This is a genomic window from Polaromonas sp., assembly GCF_043778355.1.
Lineage (GTDB): Bacteria > Pseudomonadota > Gammaproteobacteria > Burkholderiales > Burkholderiaceae_C > Polaromonas.
Genome location: NZ_JAYWHI010000095.1, coordinates 15,864 through 39,283, shown reverse-complemented (window position 1 = coordinate 39,283; position 23,420 = coordinate 15,864). Strand labels below are relative to the sequence as shown.

Here is a 23,420-nt window from a genome sequence, read left to right as displayed (position 1 = left end):
TGTAGGACGCGGTGAGATTCGTAAGTAAAGGTATGCGCATCCCCCTTCAAAACGTGTAATTTTTCGCAGTTGAGGCCAGCTTCACCGACGCCTCACGAGCGCTTTGCCCGCGCTTTACACGCCACCGTGGGGGTGGGTCGGGTCAATCCACAACACCTGCTCGGGTTGTTCGGCCGGCGCGATGTCGAGGTTGATGGCGACGGCCTCACCGTCGCTGCGGCAGAGCACACACTCCAGCAGTTCGGTTGGGCTGGCATTGATTTCCTGGTGCGGAACGTAAGGGGGCACATAGATGAAGTCGCCGGGCCCGGCTTCTGCGGTGAACTCCAGCGTCTCGCCCCAACGCATGCGCGCCCGGCCCCGCACCACATAGATCACGCTTTCCAGGTGGCCATGGTGGTGCGCGCCGGTCTTGGCGTTGGCATGGATGGTGACGGTGCCGGCCCAGAGCTTTTGCGCACCAACACGCGCGAAATTGATGGCCGCCTTGCGGTCCATACCGGGTGTCGAGGGCACATTGCCGTCGAGCTGACCGCCGGGAATCACGCGTACGCCGTCGTGTTTCCAGTCCGTGGCCTGGTGCCCATGGCTGTGCCCGTCGGGATGGCTGTGCGTGTGGCCGGTGTTGTGACTCATGCTTGTCTCCGGAAACGTGTTACTCAAGCAAGGCAGCGTACACCAGGCTGCGAAACAGCGGCCGGTAGTGATCGCGCTGGTTCGGTGCCTGGATCATCAGCAGCGCATACAGGTCCTGGGCCGGGTCCACAAAAAAGGTGGTGCCGGCGATACCGCCCCAGTAGTACAGGCCGACCGAACCGGGAACGGGGGACACACCGGCCGCAGTGCGCACTGCAAAGCCCAGCCCGAAACCATGGCCCGGTGGCAGCAAATCGCCGGTGGACGGAAGGCCGTCGAGGTGGTCGGCCGTCATGAAATCCACGGTGTGCGGGCCCAGCAGGCGCTTGCCACCCAGTTCGCCACGGTTACGCATGAACTGCAGGAAACGCGCGTAGTCCATGGCGGTGGACAGCAGGCCGCCGCCACCGCTTTCCATCGCCATGCGGCGGCGCGGGTCCAGCACCCGCATGGGCTCGCCGCCGTCAGGGTCGTGCGCAAAAGGTTCGGCAATGCGGTGCTGGTCCGCGGCGTCCACCGCAAACCCGGTCTCAAACATGCCCAGTGGTATAAAAATAGCCTGCCGCAGGTAATCGCCGAGTGACTGCCTGCTTACAACCTCGACCAGTCGGCCCAGCACGTCGGTGGCCCGGCTGTATTCCCAGACACTGCCGGGCTGGTGCATCAACGGCAGGCCCGCCAGCGTGCGCGAAAATTCCGCATTGCTGCGTTCGCGCGAACCCATGTTGATCTCCGCATATTGCTGCTGCACCGCCGCCGAACCGAGGAATTCATAAGTCAGGCCGGCGGTGTGGCGCAGCAGGTCCTGCACCGTGGCGGGCCGTATCAGATCCTCCAGCGTCACCTGCCCGTCACGCTCGACCGCCACCTTCTGGTTGGCAAACTCAGGCAGGTGTTTGCCCACCGGGTCGCTGAGCAGCAGCTTGCCCTGCTCCATCAACATCATCACGGCGACCGAGACCACCGGCTTGGTCATCGAATAGATGCGAAAAATCGCGTCGCGCGACATCACCGTGCCGGCGGCCGGATCAAGCTGGCCCAAACTTTCAAACAGGGCCACCTTGCCACCGCGCGCAACCAGCGCCACCGCGCCAGGCAATCGGCCGCGATCCACGTCGGCCTGCAGCACATCCAGCAGGCGTTGCAGGCGATCAGGGCACAGGCCAAGCTCGGCAGGTGAAGCAAACGTCAATTCAGTCATGCCAGCCCTCAAGCAGCGTAACGCTCGCGCGCCAGCGCAGCGCCTTGTGCCAGCGCCTGCAATTTCTTCAAAGCCACCTCGCGGTTCATGGGTGCCAGTCCGCAGTTGGTGCAGGGCAGCAGGCGGTTCTTCGGCACGTATTGCAGCGCTTTGCCGATGGTGTCGGCAATCTGCTCGGGCGTCTCGATCTCGTCGCTGGCCACATCAATGACGCCGACCATCACGTCCTTGCCTTCGAGCAGCGCCATCAGGTGCGGCGGCACATGCGAGTGGTAACACTCCAGGCTGACCTGCTGGATGCTGCTTTTGGCCAGTGCCGGCAGCACCTGCTCGTACTGCCGCCATTCCTCACCCAGGGTCTGCTTCCAGTCGTCATTGGCCTTGATGCCGTAGCCATAACAGATGTGGACGGCCGTGGTGCAGGTCAGGCCCTGCGCGGCGCGCTCCAGCGCTTTCACGCCCCAGTCGGCGGCGTCTTTCATGTAGACATTGAAAGCCGGCTCATCGAACTGGATGATGTCCACACCGTCGGCCTGCAGCGCCAGTGCCTCCTGATTCAGCAGCCCGGCAAAGGCCATGGCGAGCTTGATGCGGTCGCCATAAAACTGGTCGGCCACGGTGTCCACAATGGTCATTGGGCCGGGCAAGGTGAACTTGATTTTTTTGTCCGTGTGCGCGCGCAGCAGTTGCGCTTCAGCGGCGTGGACCCGGCCTTTGAGTTTGAGCGCGGCCACCACCTGCGGCACCATGGCGTCATAGCGGTTGTCGCGTATGCCCATCTTGACCTTGTGCTCGAAATCGATACCTTCGACCTGCTCCAGAAAGCCATGCACAAAATGCTGGCGCGACTGCTCACCGTCGCCAATCACGTCGAGCCCGGCATCCTCCTGCGCCTTGATCCACAGCAACGTGGCGTCGGCCTTGGCCTGCGCGAGTTCAGCGCCTTCGGCCTTCCATTGCGGCCAGAGTTTCTGGGTTTCCGACAGCCACGCCGGTTTGGGCAGGCTGCCGGCAATGGTGCTGCTGAAAAGTGTTCTTGTCATGGTGTCTCCTGTTTGTGGGTGGGTTATTTGGGTCCGTCCGCGCGGGCCGGTGACGGGAATTGTGCCGCCAGCAATTCGTAAGAGCGCCTGCGCACTGCCGGATCATGGGCCCAGGTGATGACCACCAGTTCCTCGACGCCAAGCGCTTCGGACAGCGCCCGCAGCTTGTCGGCGACCTGCGGCCCGCTACCCACCAGCGCCGTGCGCCTGAGTTGCTCAGCCTGCATCTGCTCGGCGGGGTTGTAAGGCCGCAGCGCCACTTCGGCCGGCGATTGCAGCGGCGCCAGCGCGCCGCGGTTGCGGTCCAGCTTCCAGCGTTCACGGCTTGAAAAATAGCGCCAGGCCTCATCTTCGGTGTCGGCGGCCAACGCCCAGACACATAACGCGGGCTGCGGCTGCGGATGCTGCGGACTCGGCCGGTAAAACTCGCGATACATGGCCAGCGCCTCTTCGGCACCCTCGCCATCGGTGATGAAATACGCAAACGCATAAGGCAGGCCGTAATGCGCAGCGAGTTGCGCGCCATAGTTGGAGCTGCCCAGCATCCACAAGGTCGGTGCGGTCGGCCCGCCGGGCTCAGCCGTCACGCCGCGCCCCGGATGACCTTCGGGCAGCTCTTTTCCGCCGACCCAGGCCTGCAACTCACGCACCTGCAGCGGAAAATGATCGGCGGCGCTGCGTGCCTGCGGATTAAGCAATTGGGCGGTGCGGCCATCCGAGCCCGGCGCGCGGCCGACGCCGAGATCAATGCGGCCCGGCGCCAGTGCTTCCAGAACGCGAAACTGCTCGGCCACCTTGAGCGCGGAATAATGCGGCAGCATCACACCGGCGCTGCCGATGCGTATGCGCTGCGTGGTCGCGGCAATCGCCGCCATCAACACCTCGGGCGCACTGCCGACAATGGTCGGGTGGCTGTGGTGTTCGCTGACCCAGAAACGCTCATAACCAAGCACTTCGCTGTGTTGCGCCAGCGCCAGGGTTTCGCGGATGGACGCGTCGGCACTGCGGCCGGTCACGGCCACCGACTGGTCAAGAACAGAGAGGCGAATCATGGCACCGACTATAGCCAGAGTGCTCTGCGCTTGCTGGTCTGTTCCAATACAGGCTTAACCACAAGCACCGATCGCAAAAAATATGGCACTGAAGGCGACCATCTACAAAGCGCAACTGGCGATTGCCGACATGGACCGCGGCATTTACGGCGACCACAACGTGACGATTGCCCGCCACCCCTCCGAGGCCGACGAACGCATGATGATCCGACTGCTGGCCTATGCGCTGAACGTGCCGGCCGACGATAAAAAGGGCCACCTCGAGTTTGCCAAAGACTTGTGGGATGTCGATGAGGCGGCGCTCTGGCACAAGGACTACACCGACCAGATCCTGCACTGGATCGACGTCGGCCAGCCCGACGACAAACGCCTGATGCGCGCCGCCGGCCGCGCCGAGCGGGTCAGCGTCTACAGCTTTGCCAGCAGCACACCGGTCTGGTGGAAAACCATCGAAAGCAAGCTCACGCGGGCTGCCAACCTGGTGGTCTGGCAGATCGACGCCGCCCACAGCCAGGCGCTGGCCAAACTCGCCGAACGCAGCATGCAGTTGCAGGTGTCTGTGCAGGACGGCACGGTTTTCATGAGCACGACCACCGATTCGGTGGAGATCACACCGCGCCGCTTGACGGCTGGCGGCTAAGGCTTTGCCGGCTGCTGCTGATAAGGCGGCAAACGCGCGCCGCAGTTGAAGCAGAAGTTGGCTTCGGCCGCATGACCCTCGGTCAGGCACTCGTGGCAGGTGCGCGTGGTTGGCGCCTGCGACAACTGGAAGCGCCGCTGCGCCGCCATCTCGGCAGTCACGATGCCGGTAGGCACCGCCAGAATGCCCCAGCCCATCAGCATCATGAAGGAGGCGATCATGCGTCCGAGGTCGGTCTTGGGCACGATGTCGCCGAAGCCCACGGTGGTCACCGTGCTGATGGCCCAGTAGACCGAGGTCGGGATGCTGGTGAAGCCGTTGGTTTGACCCTCCACCACATACATCACCGTGCCCATGACCAGCACCACCATCAGCACCGCCGTCAGGAACACCAGAATCTTGCGGCCACTGGCCGCCATCGCACGCCCGAGAAACTGGTATTCGGCCACATAAGCTGCCAGCTTGAAGACCCGGAACACACGCAGCAGACGCAACACACGCACGTCGATCAGCGCATGCAACTCCGGAAAGAACAGCGCCAGATAGGTCGGCAACACCGCCACCAGGTCGATGATGCCGAAAAAACTGGTGGCGTATTGCATCGGACGGCGCACGCAGAGCAGGCGCGCGATGTACTCGGCAGTGAACAGCAGCGTGAATATCCACTCCAGGGTTACAAAGACGCGGCCATAACGCTGGTGGATGGTCTGCACGCTGTCAGCCATCACCACCGCAATGCTCAGCAGGATGACGGCGATCAGCGCCTGGTCAAACCAGCGCCCGGCCCGCGTGTCGGCCTCAAAAATAACCGTGTACCAGCGCAGCCGCCAGCCGGCCAGCGGTTTGTCGTCTGAGGAGGGAAATGTTGCGGATTTGGGGGGAGTCATGCTGACGCGTGAGGCCTTTTCATGCAGGAATTGAACCATAAACGGGTTGCGCGCCAAGGCAAGTCGGCGGGCAAGCCGTAGCGATGTGGGCGGCGTCTTGCGTGTGAACTTGCTATCTATTTTATAGCTGCTTGCGCGTGCTGGTTATGGGTGGGAGGGCAATTTCATTCATAAAAACGCCCTCTCGTGTTACGCAGCGTCATGCTGACATGCATTTAAAGGGCTCTTAACCCATATGCATGCTGCTTCGTCAGCTATCAAATCAGTAGCGTTTACAAGGCGCAGGAGCGAAACCCACAAAAGATGTCATCCCGCTCCGGGAGATAAAAATTACGGTATTTCGGGTGTTTCATGCGCGAGCGCGTCGCCATCGACGCGCCGCGCAGCACCTTGTGGGTGCCAAACCAGGGCTGTGAATAGTCGGCATAGGGATGCGGCTCAAAGCCCGGAAAGGCCCGAAAGCTGCTGCCCGTCCACTCCCAGACATCGCCCCACATAAAACCGCGCCGCGCCGCCGTGTGCGCCGCCACCTCCCACTCGACTTCGGCCGGCAGGCGGCGGCCGGCCCAGCGGCACCAGGCGTCGGCTTCCCACCAGCTCATGTGCATGGCCGGCTGGTTGCCCAGCATGCGCATCGGTTGACCAAAACGGGTTTGCATCACCGCCCCGCTGGCCACGCCGATCTGCTCGACATAACGCGGGCCTCTTCGTCCCTGGTAGGCGCCCTCACTTGTCGCCGTGGCCTGCAGCCAGTCCCAGCCGGCGCCCTGCCAGAGTTCAGGCCGGTCGTAACCGCCATCGTCGACAAATTCGACAAACTGCGCCCAGCTCACGGGCTGCGCATCAATCTCGAACTCGGGAACGCTGACCTCGTGCTGCGTCAGTTCATTGTCGAAAACAAAACCCGTGGCGGGCGACCCCAGCTTCCAGGCGACGGCCGGGACCAGCAGCGGCTCGCGCAGCGTCATGGGCGGCGGCATGAAGGCCTGCAGCAGCGGCTTGTCCAGCGACAGGCCCAGGGTCTGCGCGGTGTAGGTCAGGGCTTCGGCATGCATGTCCTCATGGAACAGGCACAGACGGTAAAAATACAGCGCGTCGTCGTTGTCATCGGCCCTTTCCAGCAGCTCCAGCGTGCTTTCCAGCGTGTCCAGCAGGTAGGCCCGGCAGCTGGCCACCCCCGGCAGGTCCAGCGTCCAGCGGCTGCTGTGCGGCACCTTGCCCGAATCCCACCAGCGGTCAGCGTTCGGCTCGATCGAGGCCAGCCGCGCATGCGCCGGCTCGCAGCGCATGCCGCGCGAGCGCTGCATATTGCGCCCTATCCACCATTCCTGGAACCAGCCGACATGGCCCATTTCCCACAGCGGCGGGTTGAGCACGGGCAACTGGGGAACCACAAAATCAACGCCTTCCAGCGCCTGCTGGTACTGACCAAACAGACGCAGCGTGTGGTTGCGCGCATCCATCAGCGCCAGCGACAGCAAGGCCTTGTCGGCACCGCGCATGGCCGGCGAATCAATGCGCCCGGTGACCGAGGTCGAAGCGGACTGCGGGGGTGAATCGGGGGCAGCGTCTGAAGCCAATGGAAGGTCCTGGTAAGTCCGGATATGGAAACCGGCAGCGGCAACCGCACGCCGGGCGGATCGGGCCAGAATAGCAGACCGCTGCAACCCTCGCCGCCAAAACGGTCTGGCTTCCTGTGGCCCAACGGCTGTCCAAACGTCCCTCCGCACGACCTGTCGGCGGGCGCCATGTGCCGACTGTCACCCGGCGCAGATTTTCGTGCCTGATTCCGCAGGCCGGCGCATAGACTGCAGCGAGCGTCTCAGGCTGTCCCGCCTGTCCCGCGCCGGGAACGCCTGTCCTTTCAACCGGTACGCCATGTATGACTTCCAACGCGCTGAATCCGACGCCTGACGACCTGGACGTGAGCATCATGGACCTGAGTCCGCTGGCCTGGGTGCTGGAGGAACTGCGCAAATCCCTGGACGGCGCGAGCAAGGCCCTGAAGCGGTTTGTGCGCGAGACCGCGCTGGCGAAGGACGCGGAGTTGCAGGCACTGGACGCCAGCCAGTTGCGCCTGGCCCGCCAGCAGTTGCATCAGGCCGCAGGCGCCCTGGAAATGGTGGGTATGAGTGCGCCGGCGCTGTTGCTGCGTGCCATGGAGACGGTGGTCCAGCGTTTTATCCAGTCGCCGAGCCACTGCACGGAAGAGGCCAGCAACCAGGTCGAGCTGGCGGGCCTCGCGCTGACGGTCTACCTGGAAGACGTATTGGCGGGCAAGCCGGTCTCGGCCGTTTCGCTGTTTCCGCAGTACCGCGATATCCAGGGCATGATCGGCGCGGACCGGGTTCACCCGGCGGACCTCTGGGCCTTTGAATGGCGCTGGCTGGAACCCGAGCTCGCCGTCAGCGTCGAAGCCACAGCCTACAGCGACACATCGCGGCAGTTGCTGGACCGCCTCACGCTCAGGCTGGTGCGCAGCGGCGATACCCAGGCCGCGCAAGGTCTGTCTGACATGTGCCTGGGTCTGGCGCAGACCGACACCGAGGTCGAGCTGAAAACATTCTGGAAAATTGCAGCTGGCTTTTTTGAAGCGCTGGCGCTGGGGCTGCTGAAGGTGGACGTGTACGCCAAGCGGGCCATCTTGCGCATCCTGCTGCAGTATGCCCACCTGGCGCGTGGCATGCCGCATGCCTCAGACCGTCTCGCGCAGGATCTGCTTTTTCTGTGTACCCAGGCCGTGGCCACGCGTACCAGCGATGCGCCGGTGCTGTCGGCGGTGCGGACCAGCTACGGCCTGGCGCGTTTTCAGCCGGTGGACTACGAGGCGGTCCAGTTCGACCGCTTTGCGCCGGCCCTGATCGCGCAAGCCCGCAAACGCATCAGTTCGGCAAAGGAGAGCTGGTCTGCGGTGACCGCCGGCGACCTCAACCGCTTCAAGATGGTCAGCGACCAGTTCAGCCTGGTGACCGACTCGCTGGTGAAGCTGCACCCGCCCAGCGCGCCGCTGGCCCAGGCGCTGACGCTGGCCATCAGCGCCACGGCGGCTTCCGGGCAAGCGCCCTCGCCTGACCTCGGGCTCGAAGTTGCAACAGCGCTGCTGTACCTGGAAGCAGCCTTTGACGATCTGGACCCGAAGGACCCGCAGCTCACGGCCCGCACAGGGCGCCTGGCGCAAAGGCTGGACAGCGCCCGAAGCGGTCGGGCCCAGCCGCCCGATGCCTGGATGGAAGCGCTGTACCGCCGTGTCAACGACAAACAAACCATGGAAAGTGTGGTCACCGAGCTGCGCAGGCTGCTGGTCCAGCTGGAGGTGGCCCTGGACGATTTTTTCCGCACGCCGGAAGACACAAGCATTCTGGCTGCGGTGCCGGGGCAACTTGAACAGATGCGCGGAGTGATGGCCGTGCTCGATCTGGATCAGGCCGCACTGGCCCTGGCCCATATGCGCGAGCTGGTCGAGCAGATGCTGCAAACCGGCAGTACCGAACAGGAAGCACGGGCGACAGGCAACTTTGAACGCCTGGGCAACAACCTCGGCGCCTTGAGCTTTTTGATCAACATGCTCAACTACCAGCCCGCGCTGGCCAGAAAAAATTTCAGCTACAACGCCGCAAAAGGAGAGTTGCAGGCGCGAATTCGCGAGGGTGAGCCCTTGCCCTGATGCCGCTTACCCGTCGTTCGCGGACGCGAGGTCGATGCGACGACAGCACCGGCCAACGGCCAGCGACGCCGGCAGGATGCGCGGGTCCGCTACGGGATAACACCGTCACAAAGCTGTCAGCTTGCCTTCTATAGTCCTCTATAGAATCCGAACCGCGTCCACCTGCATCCGGCAGTCCTTCCGTGGAGGGTCTGCCGGATCATTTTTATGCGCGGGCACTTTTTCCTGGGAACACCATGAAGCATCTCCTCTCCCTGTCCCGTCTGATTGACAACATCAGCACGGTGATTGGCAAATTCACCATGTGGCTGATTCTGGCCACGACCCTGATCAGCGCTGGCAATGCCATTGTGCGCAAGGCTTTTGACATGAGCTCCAACAGCCTGCTGGAAATCCAGTGGTACCTGTTTGCCGCCGTATTCATGCTTGGCGCGGGCTACGGGTTTCTGTGCAATTCGCATGTCCGCATCGACTTCGTGTCGGCGCGGCTGTCCGACCGCACGCGCAACTGGGTCGATGTGTTCGGCATCGTGTTCGTGCTGATCCCTTTCTGCATCCTGCTGATCTCCCTGAGCTGGCCCTTCTTCGTGAACGCCTACAACAACGGTGAAATGTCGCAAAACGCAGGGGGTCTGATCCGCTGGCCGGTGTACCTGCTGGTGCCTGTGGGTTTCATGCTGCTGGTGTTGCAGGGGCTGTCAGAACTGATCAAACGTGTGGCTTTCCTGCGCGGGATGATCAACGACCCGATTGGCGGCGAATCCGCCAAATCGGACGAGCAAAAGCATCTTGAAGAATTGGAGCGGGTTGCCGCCGCTCGCCTGGCCGGAGAAAAATAAAATGGAAACCACCTTTCTGGCACAGAACTTTGTGCCGCTCATGTTCGCGGGGCTGTTCCTTTTGCTGCTGACCGGCTTTCCTGTAGCCTTTGGGCTGGCCGCCACCGGCCTGGCTTTCGGTTTTATCGGCATGGAGGCTGGCCTCTTCCCCGCCACCCTGTTCCAGGCGCTGCCCTCGCGCATTTTCGGCATCATGCAGAACGACACGCTGCTGGCCATTCCCTTCTTCACTTTCATGGGCATCATTCTCGAGCGTTCGGGTATGGCCGAGGACCTGCTGGAAACCGTGGGCCAGGTGTTTGGCCCGCTGCGCGGCGGGCTGGCGATTGCCGTGATTCTGGTGGGGGCGCTGCTGGCGGCAACCACGGGGGTGGTTGCCGCCGCAGTGATCTCGATGGGCCTGATCTCGTTGCCCATCATGCTGCGTTACGGCTACAGCCGGGTGATTGCCACCGGCGTCATCACGGCCTCGGGCACGCTGGCTCAGGCCATTCCACCGTCTCTGGTGTTGATCGTGCTGGCCGACCAGCTGGGCCGCTCGGTGGGCGACATGTATGCGGGTGCGCTGATCCCAGGCCTGCTGCTGGTGGCCCTGTACATCGTGTTTATTGTGGTCGTTGCCATGGTCAAACCTGCCCTGGTGCCGCCACTGCCGCCCGAGGCGCGCATTTACAAAGAGGGCAACGGCGCCTCCGGCCACAAGTCTTTGCTGTTCCTGGTGATTTTGTGCGCTGCGGCCGGTGTGGCCTGGGCCCAGGTCCACAACACGCTGTTGACCGCCTGGCTGAAGCGTCCTTTGCCTGCTGCCGGGGATGAGATCATTATTTTGTCGATGACGCTGGCCTCCTTGCTGGGCCTGGCACTGGCCATTTTCAACCGCACCACGGGCATGGGCCTGCTGTCCAAGCTGGCAGAGCGCGTGACCTTTGTGCTGATGCCTCCGCTGATCCTGATTTTTCTGGTGCTGGGCACCATCTTTCTGGGCGTGGCGACACCCACCGAGGGCGGCGCCATGGGGGCTTTGGGGGCGCTGATCCTGGCCATGGGCAAACGCCGCATGAACATGTCGCTGCTCAAACAGGCGCTGGAAAACACCGCCAAACTCGCCTCGTTCGTGATGTTCATTCTGATTGGCTCCACGGTCTTCAGTTTTACCTTCAATGCCGCCGATGGTCACATCTGGGTGGAGCACCTGTTCAAGGGCGTTCCAGGGGGTGCCTGGGGCTTCCTGATTGTGGTCAACATTCTGGTATTCATTCTGGGCATGTTCATCGATTTCTTCGAGATCGCGTTTATCGTGATCCCGCTGCTGGCGCCCGTGGCTGAAAAAATCCTGCCTGGGCTGGTGCCCGGAATGACCGCCGATGACGCGATGATCTGGTTCGGCGTGATCATCGCCATGAACCTGCAGACCTCGTTCCTGACGCCGCCCTTCGGTTTTGCCCTGTTTTACCTGCGCAGCGTGGCGGCAAAATTTGACTACCGCGACCGTGTCACTGGCGCCACGATTCCGGCGGTGACCACAGCGCAGATTTACAAGGGTTCGATTGCCTTCATCATCCTTCAGCTCGTGATGGTTGCAGCCATCATGCTGTTTCCAAACCTGGTGACGGGCGGCATTGAAAAAGTAGACAAGCTCAATGCCGAGCAGGTGCTCGAGCAACTGCAAATGCCGAAATCGGAAGAAGAGATCAAGGAAGAGGCCGAAGAGGCTGCGGCCTCAGCGGCTTCCGAGGCAAACAGCAAGGAAGAAGATCCCATGAAAGCGCTGGAGGAAGCGACACGGTCGAAGGATGGCAAAAAGCCTTAACCGAATCCCTCACCCGACATCCTGAAAAGGCTCGCGCACCGCGAGCCTTTTCTTCTTTCGCTGTACTTTTCCACTGCGGAGTCATGCCATACGCTCAAGGCACTTTCCTTTTCCAGCCGGTTACACCAGTCCGAAACAACATCAGCCGTACGCCCTGCGACGTGCAGGAGCCGCCCATAAAAAAACCCCGCCGAAGCGGGGTTGGGTCAGGCTGACAGAGCTTACAGCTTTTGCGACTGCATGAACTGGTCGAAGCGCATTTCGGTGAAACGGAACCACAGGTTCTGGTCCTTGCGGAAAGCAGAGTAGTCGGCGTAGATTTTCTTCCAGTCGGGATTGCTGGCACTCATCTCGGCGTAAAGAGCCATGGACTCCTTGAAGGCTGCATCCATCACGGGCTTGGGGAAAGGCAGCACCTTGGTTTTGGCCGCCACGAGCTGCTTGAGCGCTTCGGGGTTCCTGGCGTCGTACTTGGCCTGCATGTCGGTGTGCGCATAAGCAGCGGCAGACTCCAGGATGGCCTTGTTCTCGGGCGACAGTTTGTCATAAGCGGTCTTGTTCACGAAAGCGTCCAGCTGCGGACCGCCTTCCCACCAGCCGGGGTAGTAATAAAACGGCGCGACCTTGTTGAAGCCCAGCTTCTGGTCGTCATACGGTCCGACCCATTCAGCGGCGTCAATGGTTCCCTTCTCCAACGCCTGGTAGATCTCGCCGCCAGGAATGTTTTGCGGCACGGCACCCATGCGGGTGAGCACCTTGCCGGCGAAGCCGCCAACCCGGAATTTCAGGCCCTTGATGTCGGCAACACTCTTGATTTCCTTGCGGTACCAGCCGCCCATCTGTGCGCCCGTGTTACCCATGGGGAAGTTGACAATGTTGTACTTGCCGTAGAACTCACGCATGAGTTTCAGGCCGTTGCCCTGGTACATCCATGCCGTCATCTGACGGCTGTTGAGACCGAACGGAATGGCACATCCAAGGGCAAAAACATCATTCACGCCGAAGAAGTAGTAAGGCGCGGTGTGGACCATTTCGGTCGTGCCCTTCTGGACGTTGTCGACCATGCCGGCGATGGGAGGCATCAGCTCGCCACCGGGATGCACAGAGATCTGGAACTTGCCGCCAGACATCTCGCCGACTTTTTTGGCGAAGGTTTCTGCAGCGCCGTAAATCGTGTCGAGGGCTTTTGGAAAGCTCGATGCCAGGCGCCAGCGAATGGCTTCCTGGGCGTGCACGGCTGGTGCCACGCCAGCGGCCAGCACACCGGCAATACCGGCATTTTTGATAAGGGAACGACGATCCATGAATTGATCTCCAGGTGATTTTGGGAAACCCGGCTTATGGCCGGGCCTTCAACTTTGAAAGTTGTGCCCGATTGTAAAACTCGGTTTTCGCGGCTCAAGGGCGGGTTTTCCCTGCGCAAAATCATGCGTCGGCTTCACAGTCAGCCAGTTGTCAGGACCGCCCCCATTCACAGCTTTTGACTTTGCATGAAGCGGTCAAACGTCGACTCGGTGAAACGAAACCAGAGGTTCTGGTCACCCCGAAAGCGGGCATAGTCCGCATAGACCCTGCGCCAGTTGGGATTGCTCACCGCCAACTCCGCATACAGCGCCATGGATTCCTTGAACGCCGCGTTCATCACGTCGGCAGGAAAGGGCCTGAGCCGGGCACCGGCACCGACCAGTTGCTTGAGCGCCGTCGGATTGCGGGCATCGTATTTGGCCTGCATCTCCACATGGGCCGCAGCACTGGCAATTTTCACAATGGCCTTGTTGACGCTGCTCAAGGCTTCGTAGGCCTTCTGGTTGATGTACAGGTCCAGTTGCAGGCCGCCTTCCCACCAGCCGGGGTAGTAGTAATTGGGCGCCACCTTGTTGAAACCCAGCTTCTGGTCGTCGTAGGGGCCAATCCATTCGGCAGCGTCGATGGCGCGCTGCTCCAGCGCCTGGTAGATGTCGCCGCCAGCAATGGTCTGGGGCACGGCGCCCAGGCGCTCGATGACCTTGTTGGTAAAACCGCCCACCCGGAATTTCAGGCCTTTCATGTCGGCGAGGGACCGGATCTCCTTGCGAAACCAGCCGCCCATCTGCGCGCCGGTGTTGCCGCAGGCAAAGTTGATGATGTTGTAGTCTGCGTAAAACTCGCGCATCAGCTTCAGGCCGTTGCCCTCGAAGGTCCAGGCACTCATCTGCCGGCTGTTCAGGCCAAAGGGAATCGCGCCGCCGATGGCAAAGGTTTCATCCTTGTCTGCGAAATAATAGGGTGCGGTATGGGCCGCCTCAATCGAGCCCCGGCGCACGTTGTCCACCACGTCGAAGGCCGGCATCAACTCACCGGCCGCATGCACCGCTATCTCGAACTTGCCGCCCGATACCGCGCGCACATGCTGGGCAAAACTTTCTGCGGCGCCATATATCGTGTCAAGCGACTGGGGGAAACTCGACGCCAGACGCCATCGGATCGCCACCTGTGCATGCACAGCGGGCGCCACGCCGGCCGCAAGCACGCCGGAGATGCCGGCATGTCGGATCAGGGCGCGACGTTTCATGGAACACTCCGAATAAGGACACACGACCTGAGAGAGCAAGCCACCATCGGCGCACGACAACGCCTTGACATGATTGTAAAAAACCGGGGGCCCGTACTTTCACGGGTTTTCCCGTGCGTTCAGGGCTGGCTCGCGCAGCGCCCCTCAGCGGTGACCGGGTTCAGCCCACCGACTTCAGCGCTGGTTTTGCCAGCTTGCCCGATGCCGGTACGGCAGCAAAACGCGCAGTGACCGCGCGTTCGATGCCGGTGGCATCGAGCCCTTGCTGTGCCAGCAAAGTGGCGGGATCGCCGTGTTCGGTGAACTCGTCGCGCAGGCCCAGTTGCAGCAGGGGCATGCAGACACCGGCCAGCGCCAGCGCCTCGGCCACTGCGCTGCCGGCACCGCCCATGACAGCGCCCTCCTCGATGGTCACCAGCGCCTCATGACTGGCCGCGATCTGCAGCAGCAGGTCCCGATCGAGCGGTTTGGCCCAGCGCATATTGACCACTGTCGCGTCCAGTTTTTCCGCCGCCTGCAGCGCCGGGTGCAGCAGCGTGCCAAAAGCCAGGATGGCCGTGCGCTTGCCCTGGCGGCGAATTTCGCCCTTGCCAAAAGGCAAGGCATCAAGGTGGGCCTGCGTCGCGACACCCGCACCGGCGCCGCGCGGGTAACGCACGGCCACCGGATGGTTTTGCGCATAGGCGCTGCTCAGCAACATGCGACATTCGTTCTCATCAGCCGGACACGCCACACTCATGTTGGGAATACAGCGCAGAAAGGGGATGTCATACGCACCGGCGTGGGTGGCCCCATCGGCACCGACCAGGCCGGCGCGGTCCAGCGCAAACACCACCGGCAGGTTCTGCAGCGCCACGTCGTGGATCAGCTGGTCATACCCCCGCTGCAGAAAAGTCGAGTAAATCGCCACCACCGGTTTGAGGCCTTCGCAGGCCATGCCAGCCGCAAACGTCACCGCATGCTGCTCGGCAATGCCGACGTCGTAATAACGGTCCGGAAAACGCTGGTGAAACTCGACCATGCCGGAGCCCTCGCGCATGGCTGGCGTGATGCCGACCAGCCGACTGTCTTTTTCAGCCATGTCGCACAGCCAGTGGCCAAACACCTGGGTGAACGTCTGTTTGGCCGGCGCGCTGGACTTCTGCAGCCCCATGGCCGGGTCGAACTTGCCGGGTCCGTGGTAGGCCACCGGGTCGGCCTCGGCCAGCTTGTAGCCCTGGCCTTTTTTGGTCACCACATGCAGGAACTGCGGCCCCTGCAGGTGCTTGATGTTTTCCAGCGTCGGAATCAGCGACTCGAGGTCGTGGCCGTCAATCGGTCCGATGTAGTTGAAGCCGAAATTCTCGAACAGCGTCGCTGGCACCACCATGCCCTTGGCATGGGTTTCCAGCCGCTTGGCCAGCTCGAACAGCGGCGGCGCGACCTTGAGCACCTGCTTGCCGACGTTTTTGGCCGAGGCGTAAAACTGCCCACTCATGAGTTGCGCCAGGTAGCGGTTCAACGCGCCCACAGGCGGGCTGATGCTCATGTCGTTGTCGTTGAGCACCACCAGCAAGTTGCAGTCACACACACCGGCGTTGTTGAGCGCCTCGAAGGCCATACCCGCGCTCATGGCGCCATCCCCAATGATGGCCACCGCATGGCGGTTCTCGCCTTTTTGTTTGGCCGCCATGGCCATGCCCAGCGCCGCAGAAATCGAGGTCGATGAATGTGCGGTGCCGAAGGTGTCGTATTCGCTTTCATCGCGGCGCGGAAAACCACTGAGCCCGCCGAGCTGACGCAGGCTGCCCATGCGTTCACGCCGTCCGGTCAGTATCTTGTGCGGGTAGGTCTGGTGACCCACGTCCCAGACCAGCCGGTCGTCGGGCGTGTTGAAGACGTAATGCAGCGCCACAGTGAGTTCGACCGTGCCCAGGTTGGAGCTCAAATGCCCGCCGGTTTGCGACACGCTGTGCAGCACATAGTTGCGCAGCTCGTCAGCCAGCGTCCTGAGCTGGGCACGCGGCAGCAGCCGCAGGTCGGCGGGGCTGGTGATGGTTTCTAGCAATGGGTACATCGTGGTGACCTTGTTATTGCGGGCGCTGCGCGCCTCGTCCCTGGATTCCTGGCGCGTGTCATGTCCTGCGATTGACCAGCATGTCGGCCAGCGCGCTGAGCGCGTCGGTGTGCCTGAGCTCACTGGCCTTGAGGCTGTGGAGTGCCTGCGAAAGCAGCTCCTGCGCATAGTTGCGTGAGGCCGGCAGCCCCATCAGCGACACAAAAGTGGGCTTGTCCTGGGCCGCATCCTTGCCGGCCGTTTTGCCCAGCGTGGCAGAGTCTGCCGTCACGTCAAGGATGTCGTCCACCACCTGAAACGCCAGACCCACTGCCGCGCCATAGTCGCGCAGCGCATCTTGCGTTGTCGGGGTGATCTTGCCGCAGGCCGCGCCCATCATCACGCTGGCCTGCAACAGCGCACCCGTTTTCAGGCGGTGCATGTCATGCAGTTGCTCTGAGGACAGTGCCTTGCCGACGCTCGCAAGGTCGATTGCCTGGCCGCCAGCCATGCCCTGGTAACCAGCGGCCTGCGCCAGCATGCGGCAGAGCACTGCCTGGGTTGCGGCATCGACCGAGCCGTCGTCCGGCGTCAACAACTCGAAGGCCAACGCCTGCAGCGCATCGCCCGCCAGCAGCGCCTGGGCCTCTCCGAATTTGACATGCACGGTCGGTTTGCCGCGCCGCAGGATGTCGTTGTCCATGCAGGGCATGTCGTCGTGAACCAGCGAATAGGCGTGGATCAGTTCGACCGCGCAGGCCACGCGCAGGGCCGCCGCCGGGTTACCGTCGACCGCTTCGCAGGCAGCCATGACCAGCAGCGGCCGCAGGCGCTTGCCGCCGTCGAGTACGGCGTAACGCATGGCGTCGCCGAGCCCGGCCGGCGCCGGCACCGGCTCCGGCGGAGCCACCCAGCGCTTCAAGGCGCGCTCTACGTCGGCAAGTTGGCGGGCGCTCCACGCGCCCAGGGCAAAAGAGGGTTGATGGTCGGTCAAGGGATGCTTACTCTTGGTTCCAGGGCTTGAGCTCTGTGCCTTCCAGCACCTTGATCTGGCCTTCGACGGCCTCCAGCTTGCCGCGGCAGAACTTGAGCAGTTCGGCGCCGCGCTGGTAACCGGTGAGCAACTGGTCCAGCGGCAGTTGACCCGATTCGAGCTGGGCCACCAGGGCTTCAAGCTCTTCGAGGGCAGCTTCATAACTGGCTGGGCTGGGTGGGAGGGACGCGGAAGATGTTTTGGCCATGGTATTTCGGGGGTGCACTGATTTTAGGCCGTTCCAAAGCCCCCCTGTTCAAGCCCTGCCCCGCCCGCGGAGCGCAGGCCGCCCCACAAGAGGGCAGGCTACAATCAAAACCGGGTTTCGTTCGCGCAGCCTGGTCCTCGTGGCAGGCGGCCAGCCTGTCCCTCTACCCACAGTGCAGTGTTGCACTTGATCGCCGGTTCCGGCCAATGCATGTCTGATCTCAGCCTTCGCCTCCTGCAGGCCACCAGCCAGCTCCCCATCTCCAGCTACTTTGATGCCGGCCTGTACCAGCGGGAGCAGCAAAAGCTGTTTGCCCGCGGCCCGCGTTATGTGGGGCACGAGTTGGCGGTGCCGCATCTGGGCGACTACTACGCGCTGCCGCAGGAGCTCGGCGGCCGCGCGCTGGTGCGCAACGCCACTGGCGTGGAGCTGATCTCCAACGTCTGCCGGCACCGCCAATCCACCATGCTGCAGGGCCGGGGTTCGCTGGGCAACGGCGCCGACAGCAACATCGTCTGCCCGCTGCACCGCTGGACCTACAACACCAGCGGCGAGCTGATCGGTGCGCCGCATTTTCAGGTCGATCCCTGCCTGAACCTGAACCGCTACACAACCAGCGTCTGGAACGGCCTGGTGTTTGAAAACAATGGCCGCGACATCGCTGCCGAGATGGCACCACTGGGCCCCATGGCCGACCTCGATTTTTCAGGCTTCCAGCTCGACAAGATCCACCTGCACGAGTGCAACTACAACTGGAAAACCTTCATCGAGGTGTATCTGGAGGACTACCATGTCGGGCCCTACCACCCCGGCCTGGGCGCCTTTGTCACGACCGACGACCTGCGCTGGGAACTGACGCCCCACTATTCGGTGCAGACGGTCGGCGTTTCCGACAAACTCGGCAAGCCTGGCACCGACACCTACAAAAAATGGCACGACGTGGTGCTGCAGTACCGCAATGGCGTGCCGCCCAAACATGGCGCGATCTGGCTGACCTATTACCCCAACGTGATGGTCGAGTGGTACCCGCATGTGCTGGTGGTCAGCACCCTGCACCCGCAGGGGCCGGACAAGACGCTCAACGTCGTCGAGTTTTATTACCCCGAAGAAATCTGCGCCTTCGAGCGCGAGTTCATCGAGGCGCAGCAGGCCGCTTACATGGAGACCTGTGTCGAGGACGACGAGATTGCGCTCAGCATGGACGCCGGCCGCAAGGCGCTGATGCAGCGCGGCGACAACGAGTTTGGCCCTTACCAGAGCCCGATGGAAGACGGCATGCAGCATTTTCACGAGTGGTACCGGCGCGAAATGGGCGCCAGCAAGACCACGCAGATGTTGTGAGACGGCACGCTTGCGCCCTGCAATGCTACTGATTTGATAGCTATTCACGCCCACCCCGCATGGGCTGATGCCACTTTTTATCTGTAAACCCGGGATAACGATGCAAGCCCTCTGGATGCTGGCCGCCGCCTTTTTCTTTGCGACCATGGCCGTCTGTGTCAAGTTTGCCTCCGAGTATTTCAACAGTGCCGAGCTGGTTTTCTACCGCGGCCTGCTGGGCATGTTTTTCATGTGGGCGCTGGCCCGCTCGCGTGGCATCTCCCTCGCCACACGTTTTCCGGGCATGCACATGTGGCGCAGCCTGGTCGGCGTGATTTCGCTGGGCGCCTGGTTTTACGCGATTGCCCACCTGCCGCTGGCCACCGCCATGACACTGAACTACATGAGCAGCGTCTGGATCGCCGCCTTTCTGGTCGGTGGCGCCTTGCTGATGGGCTTGCTGCCAGCCGGCGGCAAAGTCTTGCCCGGCACCCTGCAATCCCAGGGCCCGCTGGTGCTGACCGTGATCGCCGGTTTCATCGGCGTCATCATGATGCTGAGGCCCACCATCGAACAAAACCAGGCTTTCGCCGGCCTGGTCGGCCTGATGTCCGGCCTGCTGGCGGCTTTTGCCTACATGCAGGTGATGGCACTGGCGCGGGTCGGCGAGCCCGAGACGCGGACGGTGTTTTACTTCGCCGTCGGTTCTGCGGTGGCCGGCGCGCTGGCCATGGGGATAACGGGCGTTTCCGAATGGCACTGGAAACCCGCGCTCTGGCTGATCCCGCTGGGCGTGCTGGCTTCCTTGGGGCAGCTCTGCATGACCCGGGCATACACCCGCGCCAAAACCCGCAGCGCCACCCTGGTGGTAGCCAACCTGCAGTATTCGGGCATCATCTTCGGCGCAATCTACAGCCTGCTGCTGTTCGGCGAAAGCCTGCCGCTGATCGGCTGGGCCGGCATGGCCCTGATCATGGCCAGCGGCATTGCCGCCACCGTGCTGCGCGCCCGCGCCGCACCCGACTCCCCGGCCGAGGAACACTAGGGAAGCAAGGACTTATTCAGCGCATCCCTAAGCCCTTGCCCGCCGGGGCTGCGGCGCGCCATACTTGAAGACTCTGCAGCCCTTTCTTTGAAGGTTTCACCATGTACACCACCCTGATTTCTGCCGAACAACTGCAGGCGCTGATAGCCGAGGCCAAGCCCCTGCGGATTTTTGACTGCAGCTTTGACCTGATGCAGCCGCATGCCGGCAAAGAGCACTACCTGCAGGCCCACCTGCCGGGCGCGGTGTATGCCAACCTGGACACAGACCTGAGCGCCAAACATGGCGTGCCCGGCGCCCACGGCGTGGTCACCGCCGGCGGGGCCGACCAGCCGGCCTCGGGCGGGCGGCATCCGCTGCCGAACCGCGAAAAATTTGCCACCTGGCTGTCCAGCGTCGGTTTTGCCAACACCACGCAGGCGGTCGTCTATGACCGCAACAGCGCCAACTACTGCGGGCGCCTGTGGTGGATGCTCAAGTGGGCGGGTCATGAAGGTGTGGCCATCCTCGACGGCGGGCTGCAGGCCTGGCAGGCGGCCGGCGGTGCCGTCGCCAGCGGCGAGGAGCCCTCGCACTTCCAGTCCAACTTCGAGCTCGGCCCCGAGCGCGCCACACTGGTTGATGCCGGCCAAGTATCGCGCCAGCTCGGGCGGCCAACGCAAACCCTGATCGACGCCCGCGCCCCGGCGCGCTTTCGCGGCGAGGTCGAGCCACTGGACCCGGTGGCCGGTCATATCCCCGGCGCCCTCAACCGCCCGTTCAGCCAGAACATCGCTGCCAACGGAAAGTTCAAGGCCGCCGCGGAACTGCGGGCCGAGTTTGATGCGCTGCTGGGTGGGCGCGATCCGGCCGGCGTGGTGCACCACTGCGGCAGTGGCGTCAGCGCCTTGCCCAACCTGGTCGCCATGGAAATCGCCGGTCTGGGACGCAGCGGCCTCTACGCCGGCAGCTGGAGTGATTGGGTCAGCCAGGCCGAGCGGCCAGTGGCTAAGGGTTAGACCTGCACAGTTTCAGGTAGAAAAATTCAGCCGGGCACCATGCCTTGGCTTAGTATCGGCTGAGCCCTCACTGCCATGTCCGACACCTCCTCGCCCGAATCTACCCGGCTGCTCGCCGCTGAGCTGATCGAAAAGCGTTACTCGCGCGGCCTGCGCTCGCTGCTGCTGATGCTGCTGGCCGGTTTGCCCTTGGTCATGCTGCTGTCGCTGGCCCAGGGCACCGGCCCGGTGCAACTCACCGTTGTGGGCGCCGCCCTGACGCTCACCGGTCTGGGCTACTGGCTGTTGCACAAGGGCCACTACCAGTGGACCAGCCACCTGCTGGTTTTTTCGCTGATCGGCATGTCATCTGCCGGCATCGTGGCCTACGGCTCGACACGCAGCGCGCTTCTGCTCGGTTTTGTCGGGGCCGTGGTTGCTGCGGGGATGATCCAGGGGAAAAGGTCACTGTGGGTGGCGGTCAGCCTGAGTTCCCTGTCACTCGGACTGCTGTGCTGGGCCGAGCTGTCGGGCCTGCTGACCACGCCGGACTTCAAGGTCAATCTGCGTTTCTGGGCGGTCAACGTGTTGCTGCTGACCGGCATTGCCGTCAGCGTGTACAGCAGCCGCCAGGTGGTGCTGGGGGCGCTGCGCGAACAGCATGCAGAACTCAAGCGCCGCGAAGAAGCCGAGGACCTTCTGCGCCTGAGTGAAGACCGCTTCAGCCGCATCTTCCGAAACAGCCCGGCCGCCATCATCGTTCAGGCGCTCGAAGACAAGACAGTGCTGGATGTCAACCCGGCCTTTGAACGCATGTACGGCTACACGCGGGAGGAAATCATAGGTGGTACCGACGCGCCCCTGTGGGGTGACCCGGCGGAGCGCAAGGCCGTCCAGCGCCAGATGGCTGCGGCCGGCCGTGCCGTCAACCTGCCGGTGGAGGCGCGTACCAAAGACGGCAGGCAACTGCACGTTTTGCTGTCGACTGAAATCGAAGGCATGGGACACGGGCGTATTGTGGTGTCCACCATCACCGACGCCACCGCCGAACATCAGGCCCGGCAAGCGGCGCGCCAGTCGGCCGAGCTGTTTTCCAAAGCCTTTGATTCCAGTCCCATCGACATGGCCATCACCCGCGTCTCCGATGGCACTTACCTTGCGCTCAATGCCGTCGAAGGCCGGCTCAATGGCTACAAGGCCTCGGAATTGGTGGGTCGCACTTCGGTGGAGGCGCGCGTCTGGCAGGACGAGGCGGAGCGTCAGAAATTTATCGAAACCATGCGTACGCACGGCCGGGTCGAAGGTCTGGAAACGAAGATCCGCCACAAGAACGGCAGTCTCGTTGATTGCCGCATGTGGGCGGTGATCGTGGACATCGGCGGTGAACCCTGCGTCCTCAGTTCCGCCGTCAACATCACTGACGAAAAACGCCGTGAAGCCCTGCTGATCGACATGGCCAGGGGCCTGTCGGCCGAAACCGGTGCAGCATTTTTCCGCTTGGTGGTGCAGCACCTGGGCCACGCGATTGCCGCCGACATGGTGACGGTTGGTGAAACCGGCCCCGACGGCAGCGTGACTTCGCTGGCCGTGCTGCGGGACGGCGTGCATCAACCCAACATCACCTACAGCCTGGCCGGTACCCCTTGCGATCTGGCCCTCGAAAATGACGATGTGTGCATCTACGGCGACGGTATCCAGGAGTTGTTTCCGCAGGATACTTTCCTGGTGGACGGCGATTTCCACGCATATGCAGGTGTTGCACTGCGCGATGCAGACGGCAGCACCATCGGCATCGTCAACGCATTCTGGCGCCAGCCGCAAGCTGCCTCAACCGACCGCAATGCGCTGATGAAAATTTTTTCCAGCCGCATCACCGCCGAGCTGGTGCGGCTGCGCCGCGACCGCGAGATCCAGCGCCTGCACGACACCCTGGAACAACGCGTCAACGAACGCACCGACCAGTTGCGCGCGACCAATGCCGAGCTGGAGTCTTTCGGTTATTCGGTCTCGCACGATCTGCAGTCGCCGCTGCGCAGCATTGAAGGCTTCAGTGTGCTGCTGGCGCGCCGGCTCAAGGGACGCCTCAACGTCGAGGAAGAACGCCTGTTTGAGCGGGTCCGCATCAATGTCGTGCGCATGCATGAGCTGATCAACGATCTGCTTGCGCTGGCCCGCGCCAGCAAGGGCAAGCTGGAACTGGAGCAGGTCGACCTCAGCGCTCTGGCAGAACAGGTCGTCGCACAACTGCGCCAGCGTGAGCCCGCGCGCCAGGTCAAGGTAGAGATTCAGAGCGGCCTCAACGTACGCTGTGACAGCAAGTTCGCCCGCATCATCCTGGAAAACCTGCTCGGCAATGCCTGGAAATACTCGCGCAACACGGTCGACGCAACCATCCAATTCGGCGCCCTGCCCACCCGCGAAGGCGGGCGCAGGATGCTGTTCGTGCGCGACAACGGCGCCGGTTTTGACATGGCCTAGG

19 protein-coding genes are annotated in these 23,420 nt (G+C 62.7%); 8 read left to right on the top strand and 11 right to left on the bottom strand.

The genetic code is table 11. The annotated features are described in order from the left end of the window. Positions 1-114: 114 nt before the first annotated feature. The 4 genes from ACH2CW_RS13715 to ACH2CW_RS13700 are packed head-to-tail and all read right to left on the bottom strand — an operon-like array spanning position 115 to position 3,929. Positions 115-636: a cupin domain-containing protein gene (locus ACH2CW_RS13715; protein ID WP_395059050.1), complete on the bottom strand. Its 522-nt coding sequence runs from the start codon at positions 634-636 to the stop codon at positions 115-117. A 19-nt stretch (positions 637-655) separates the two neighbouring features. Then, a complete protein-coding gene (locus ACH2CW_RS13710; RefSeq protein WP_395059048.1) occupies positions 656-1,837 on the bottom strand; it encodes a serine hydrolase domain-containing protein in 1,182 nt (393 codons plus the stop codon). 8 nt (positions 1,838-1,845) lie between these two features. Further along, on the bottom strand, positions 1,846-2,880 hold the full coding sequence (locus tag ACH2CW_RS13705) for a methionine synthase (RefSeq protein ID WP_395059046.1): 1,035 nt from the start codon (positions 2,878-2,880) through the stop codon (positions 1,846-1,848). Between the two features lie 23 nt (positions 2,881-2,903). Continuing rightward, positions 2,904-3,929 carry an LLM class flavin-dependent oxidoreductase gene (locus tag ACH2CW_RS13700; RefSeq protein WP_395059078.1) on the bottom strand — a complete coding sequence of 342 codons (1,026 nt, stop codon included), beginning with the start codon at positions 3,927-3,929 and terminating at the stop codon, positions 2,904-2,906. Positions 3,930-4,014: 85 nt separating this feature from the next. On the opposite strand from ACH2CW_RS13700, the gene ACH2CW_RS13695 reads away from it, so the two are divergent. Beyond that, on the top strand, positions 4,015-4,572 hold the full coding sequence (locus tag ACH2CW_RS13695; RefSeq protein WP_395059045.1) for a YaeQ family protein: 558 nt from the start codon (positions 4,015-4,017) through the stop codon (positions 4,570-4,572). Here the strand turns inward: ACH2CW_RS13695 and ACH2CW_RS13690 are convergent. Further along, a complete protein-coding gene (locus ACH2CW_RS13690) occupies positions 4,569-5,459 on the bottom strand; it encodes an ion transporter (protein WP_395059043.1) in 891 nt (296 codons plus the stop codon). The genes ACH2CW_RS13695 and ACH2CW_RS13690 overlap by 4 nt on opposite strands. A gap of 272 nt (positions 5,460-5,731) precedes the next feature. Next, positions 5,732-6,961 (bottom strand): selenoneine synthase SenA, encoded by a 1,230-nt coding sequence (gene senA / locus ACH2CW_RS13685; protein WP_395059076.1) that lies wholly within the window; start codon positions 6,959-6,961, stop codon positions 5,732-5,734. Positions 6,962-7,341: 380 nt separating this feature from the next. On the opposite strand from senA, the gene ACH2CW_RS13680 reads away from it, so the two are divergent. The 3 genes from ACH2CW_RS13680 (at position 7,342) to ACH2CW_RS13670 (ending at position 11,772) form a co-directional block, all read left to right on the top strand. Beyond that, a complete protein-coding gene (locus ACH2CW_RS13680) occupies positions 7,342-9,123 on the top strand; it encodes a hypothetical protein (protein WP_395059041.1) in 1,782 nt (593 codons plus the stop codon). 236 nt (positions 9,124-9,359) lie between these two features. Beyond that, on the top strand, positions 9,360-9,962 hold the full coding sequence (locus ACH2CW_RS13675) for a TRAP transporter small permease subunit (protein WP_395059039.1): 603 nt from the start codon (positions 9,360-9,362) through the stop codon (positions 9,960-9,962). A 1-nt stretch (position 9,963) separates the two neighbouring features. Further along, a complete protein-coding gene (locus ACH2CW_RS13670; RefSeq protein WP_395059037.1) occupies positions 9,964-11,772 on the top strand; it encodes a TRAP transporter large permease subunit in 1,809 nt (602 codons plus the stop codon). A gap of 221 nt (positions 11,773-11,993) precedes the next feature. Here ACH2CW_RS13670 and ACH2CW_RS13665 read toward each other — a convergent pair whose 3' ends face one another. The 5 genes from ACH2CW_RS13665 to ACH2CW_RS13645 all read right to left on the bottom strand — a co-directional run bounded on the left by ACH2CW_RS13665 (position 11,994) and on the right by ACH2CW_RS13645 (position 17,599). Then, positions 11,994-13,076, bottom strand: coding sequence for a TRAP transporter substrate-binding protein (locus ACH2CW_RS13665; protein ID WP_395059035.1), 1,083 nt, complete (start codon positions 13,074-13,076; stop codon positions 11,994-11,996). 167 nt (positions 13,077-13,243) lie between these two features. Next, complete coding sequence (locus ACH2CW_RS13660; protein ID WP_395059033.1) at positions 13,244-14,323, bottom strand: TRAP transporter substrate-binding protein; 1,080 nt, start codon at positions 14,321-14,323, stop codon at positions 13,244-13,246. A 160-nt stretch (positions 14,324-14,483) separates the two neighbouring features. Beyond that, a complete protein-coding gene (dxs, locus tag ACH2CW_RS13655) occupies positions 14,484-16,379 on the bottom strand; it encodes a 1-deoxy-D-xylulose-5-phosphate synthase (protein ID WP_395059031.1) in 1,896 nt (631 codons plus the stop codon). Positions 16,380-16,437: 58 nt separating this feature from the next. Next, on the bottom strand, positions 16,438-17,352 hold the full coding sequence (locus ACH2CW_RS13650) for a polyprenyl synthetase family protein (RefSeq protein ID WP_395059029.1): 915 nt from the start codon (positions 17,350-17,352) through the stop codon (positions 16,438-16,440). A 7-nt stretch (positions 17,353-17,359) separates the two neighbouring features. Continuing rightward, complete coding sequence (locus ACH2CW_RS13645) at positions 17,360-17,599, bottom strand: exodeoxyribonuclease VII small subunit (protein ID WP_395059027.1); 240 nt, start codon at positions 17,597-17,599, stop codon at positions 17,360-17,362. 210 nt (positions 17,600-17,809) lie between these two features. On the opposite strand from ACH2CW_RS13645, the gene ACH2CW_RS13640 reads away from it, so the two are divergent. From ACH2CW_RS13640 to ACH2CW_RS13625, 4 genes are all read left to right on the top strand, one after another. Further along, on the top strand, positions 17,810-18,940 hold the full coding sequence (locus tag ACH2CW_RS13640) for an aromatic ring-hydroxylating dioxygenase subunit alpha (protein WP_395059025.1): 1,131 nt from the start codon (positions 17,810-17,812) through the stop codon (positions 18,938-18,940). A 100-nt stretch (positions 18,941-19,040) separates the two neighbouring features. Beyond that, positions 19,041-19,964: a DMT family transporter gene (locus ACH2CW_RS13635; protein ID WP_395059023.1), complete on the top strand. Its 924-nt coding sequence runs from the start codon at positions 19,041-19,043 to the stop codon at positions 19,962-19,964. 101 nt (positions 19,965-20,065) lie between these two features. Further along, positions 20,066-20,962, top strand: a complete 897-nt coding sequence (locus ACH2CW_RS13630) for a sulfurtransferase (protein WP_395059021.1) — start codon at positions 20,066-20,068, stop codon at positions 20,960-20,962. A gap of 75 nt (positions 20,963-21,037) precedes the next feature. Beyond that, positions 21,038-23,419, top strand: coding sequence for a PAS domain S-box protein (locus ACH2CW_RS13625; RefSeq protein WP_395059019.1), 2,382 nt, complete (start codon positions 21,038-21,040; stop codon positions 23,417-23,419). Position 23,420 lies beyond the last annotated feature (1 nt).

What these genes read in the sequence shown, in the direction of transcription:
- ACH2CW_RS13715 (WP_395059050.1), bottom strand. Translation starts at nt 636, where the DNA reads ATGAGTCACAACACCGGCCACACGCACAGCCATCCCGACGGGCACAGC.
- ACH2CW_RS13710 (WP_395059048.1), bottom strand. Translation starts at nt 1,837, where the DNA reads ATGACTGAATTGACGTTTGCTTCACCTGCCGAGCTTGGCCTGTGCCCT.
- ACH2CW_RS13705 (WP_395059046.1), bottom strand. Translation starts at nt 2,880, where the DNA reads ATGACAAGAACACTTTTCAGCAGCACCATTGCCGGCAGCCTGCCCAAA.
- ACH2CW_RS13695 (WP_395059045.1), top strand. Translation starts at nt 4,015, where the DNA reads ATGGCACTGAAGGCGACCATCTACAAAGCGCAACTGGCGATTGCCGAC.
- ACH2CW_RS13690 (WP_395059043.1), bottom strand. Translation starts at nt 5,459, where the DNA reads ATGACTCCCCCCAAATCCGCAACATTTCCCTCCTCAGACGACAAACCG.
- senA (WP_395059076.1), bottom strand. Translation starts at nt 6,961, where the DNA reads ATGCGCGGTGCCGACAAGGCCTTGCTGTCGCTGGCGCTGATGGATGCG.
- ACH2CW_RS13680 (WP_395059041.1), top strand. Translation starts at nt 7,342, where the DNA reads ATGACTTCCAACGCGCTGAATCCGACGCCTGACGACCTGGACGTGAGC.
- ACH2CW_RS13675 (WP_395059039.1), top strand. Translation starts at nt 9,360, where the DNA reads ATGAAGCATCTCCTCTCCCTGTCCCGTCTGATTGACAACATCAGCACG.
- ACH2CW_RS13670 (WP_395059037.1), top strand. Translation starts at nt 9,964, where the DNA reads ATGGAAACCACCTTTCTGGCACAGAACTTTGTGCCGCTCATGTTCGCG.
- ACH2CW_RS13665 (WP_395059035.1), bottom strand. Translation starts at nt 13,076, where the DNA reads ATGGATCGTCGTTCCCTTATCAAAAATGCCGGTATTGCCGGTGTGCTG.
- ACH2CW_RS13660 (WP_395059033.1), bottom strand. Translation starts at nt 14,323, where the DNA reads ATGAAACGTCGCGCCCTGATCCGACATGCCGGCATCTCCGGCGTGCTT.
- dxs (WP_395059031.1), bottom strand. Translation starts at nt 16,379, where the DNA reads ATGTACCCATTGCTAGAAACCATCACCAGCCCCGCCGACCTGCGGCTG.
- ACH2CW_RS13645 (WP_395059027.1), bottom strand. Translation starts at nt 17,599, where the DNA reads ATGGCCAAAACATCTTCCGCGTCCCTCCCACCCAGCCCAGCCAGTTAT.
- ACH2CW_RS13640 (WP_395059025.1), top strand. Translation starts at nt 17,810, where the DNA reads ATGTCTGATCTCAGCCTTCGCCTCCTGCAGGCCACCAGCCAGCTCCCC.
- ACH2CW_RS13635 (WP_395059023.1), top strand. Translation starts at nt 19,041, where the DNA reads ATGCAAGCCCTCTGGATGCTGGCCGCCGCCTTTTTCTTTGCGACCATG.
- ACH2CW_RS13630 (WP_395059021.1), top strand. Translation starts at nt 20,066, where the DNA reads ATGTACACCACCCTGATTTCTGCCGAACAACTGCAGGCGCTGATAGCC.
- ACH2CW_RS13625 (WP_395059019.1), top strand. Translation starts at nt 21,038, where the DNA reads ATGTCCGACACCTCCTCGCCCGAATCTACCCGGCTGCTCGCCGCTGAG.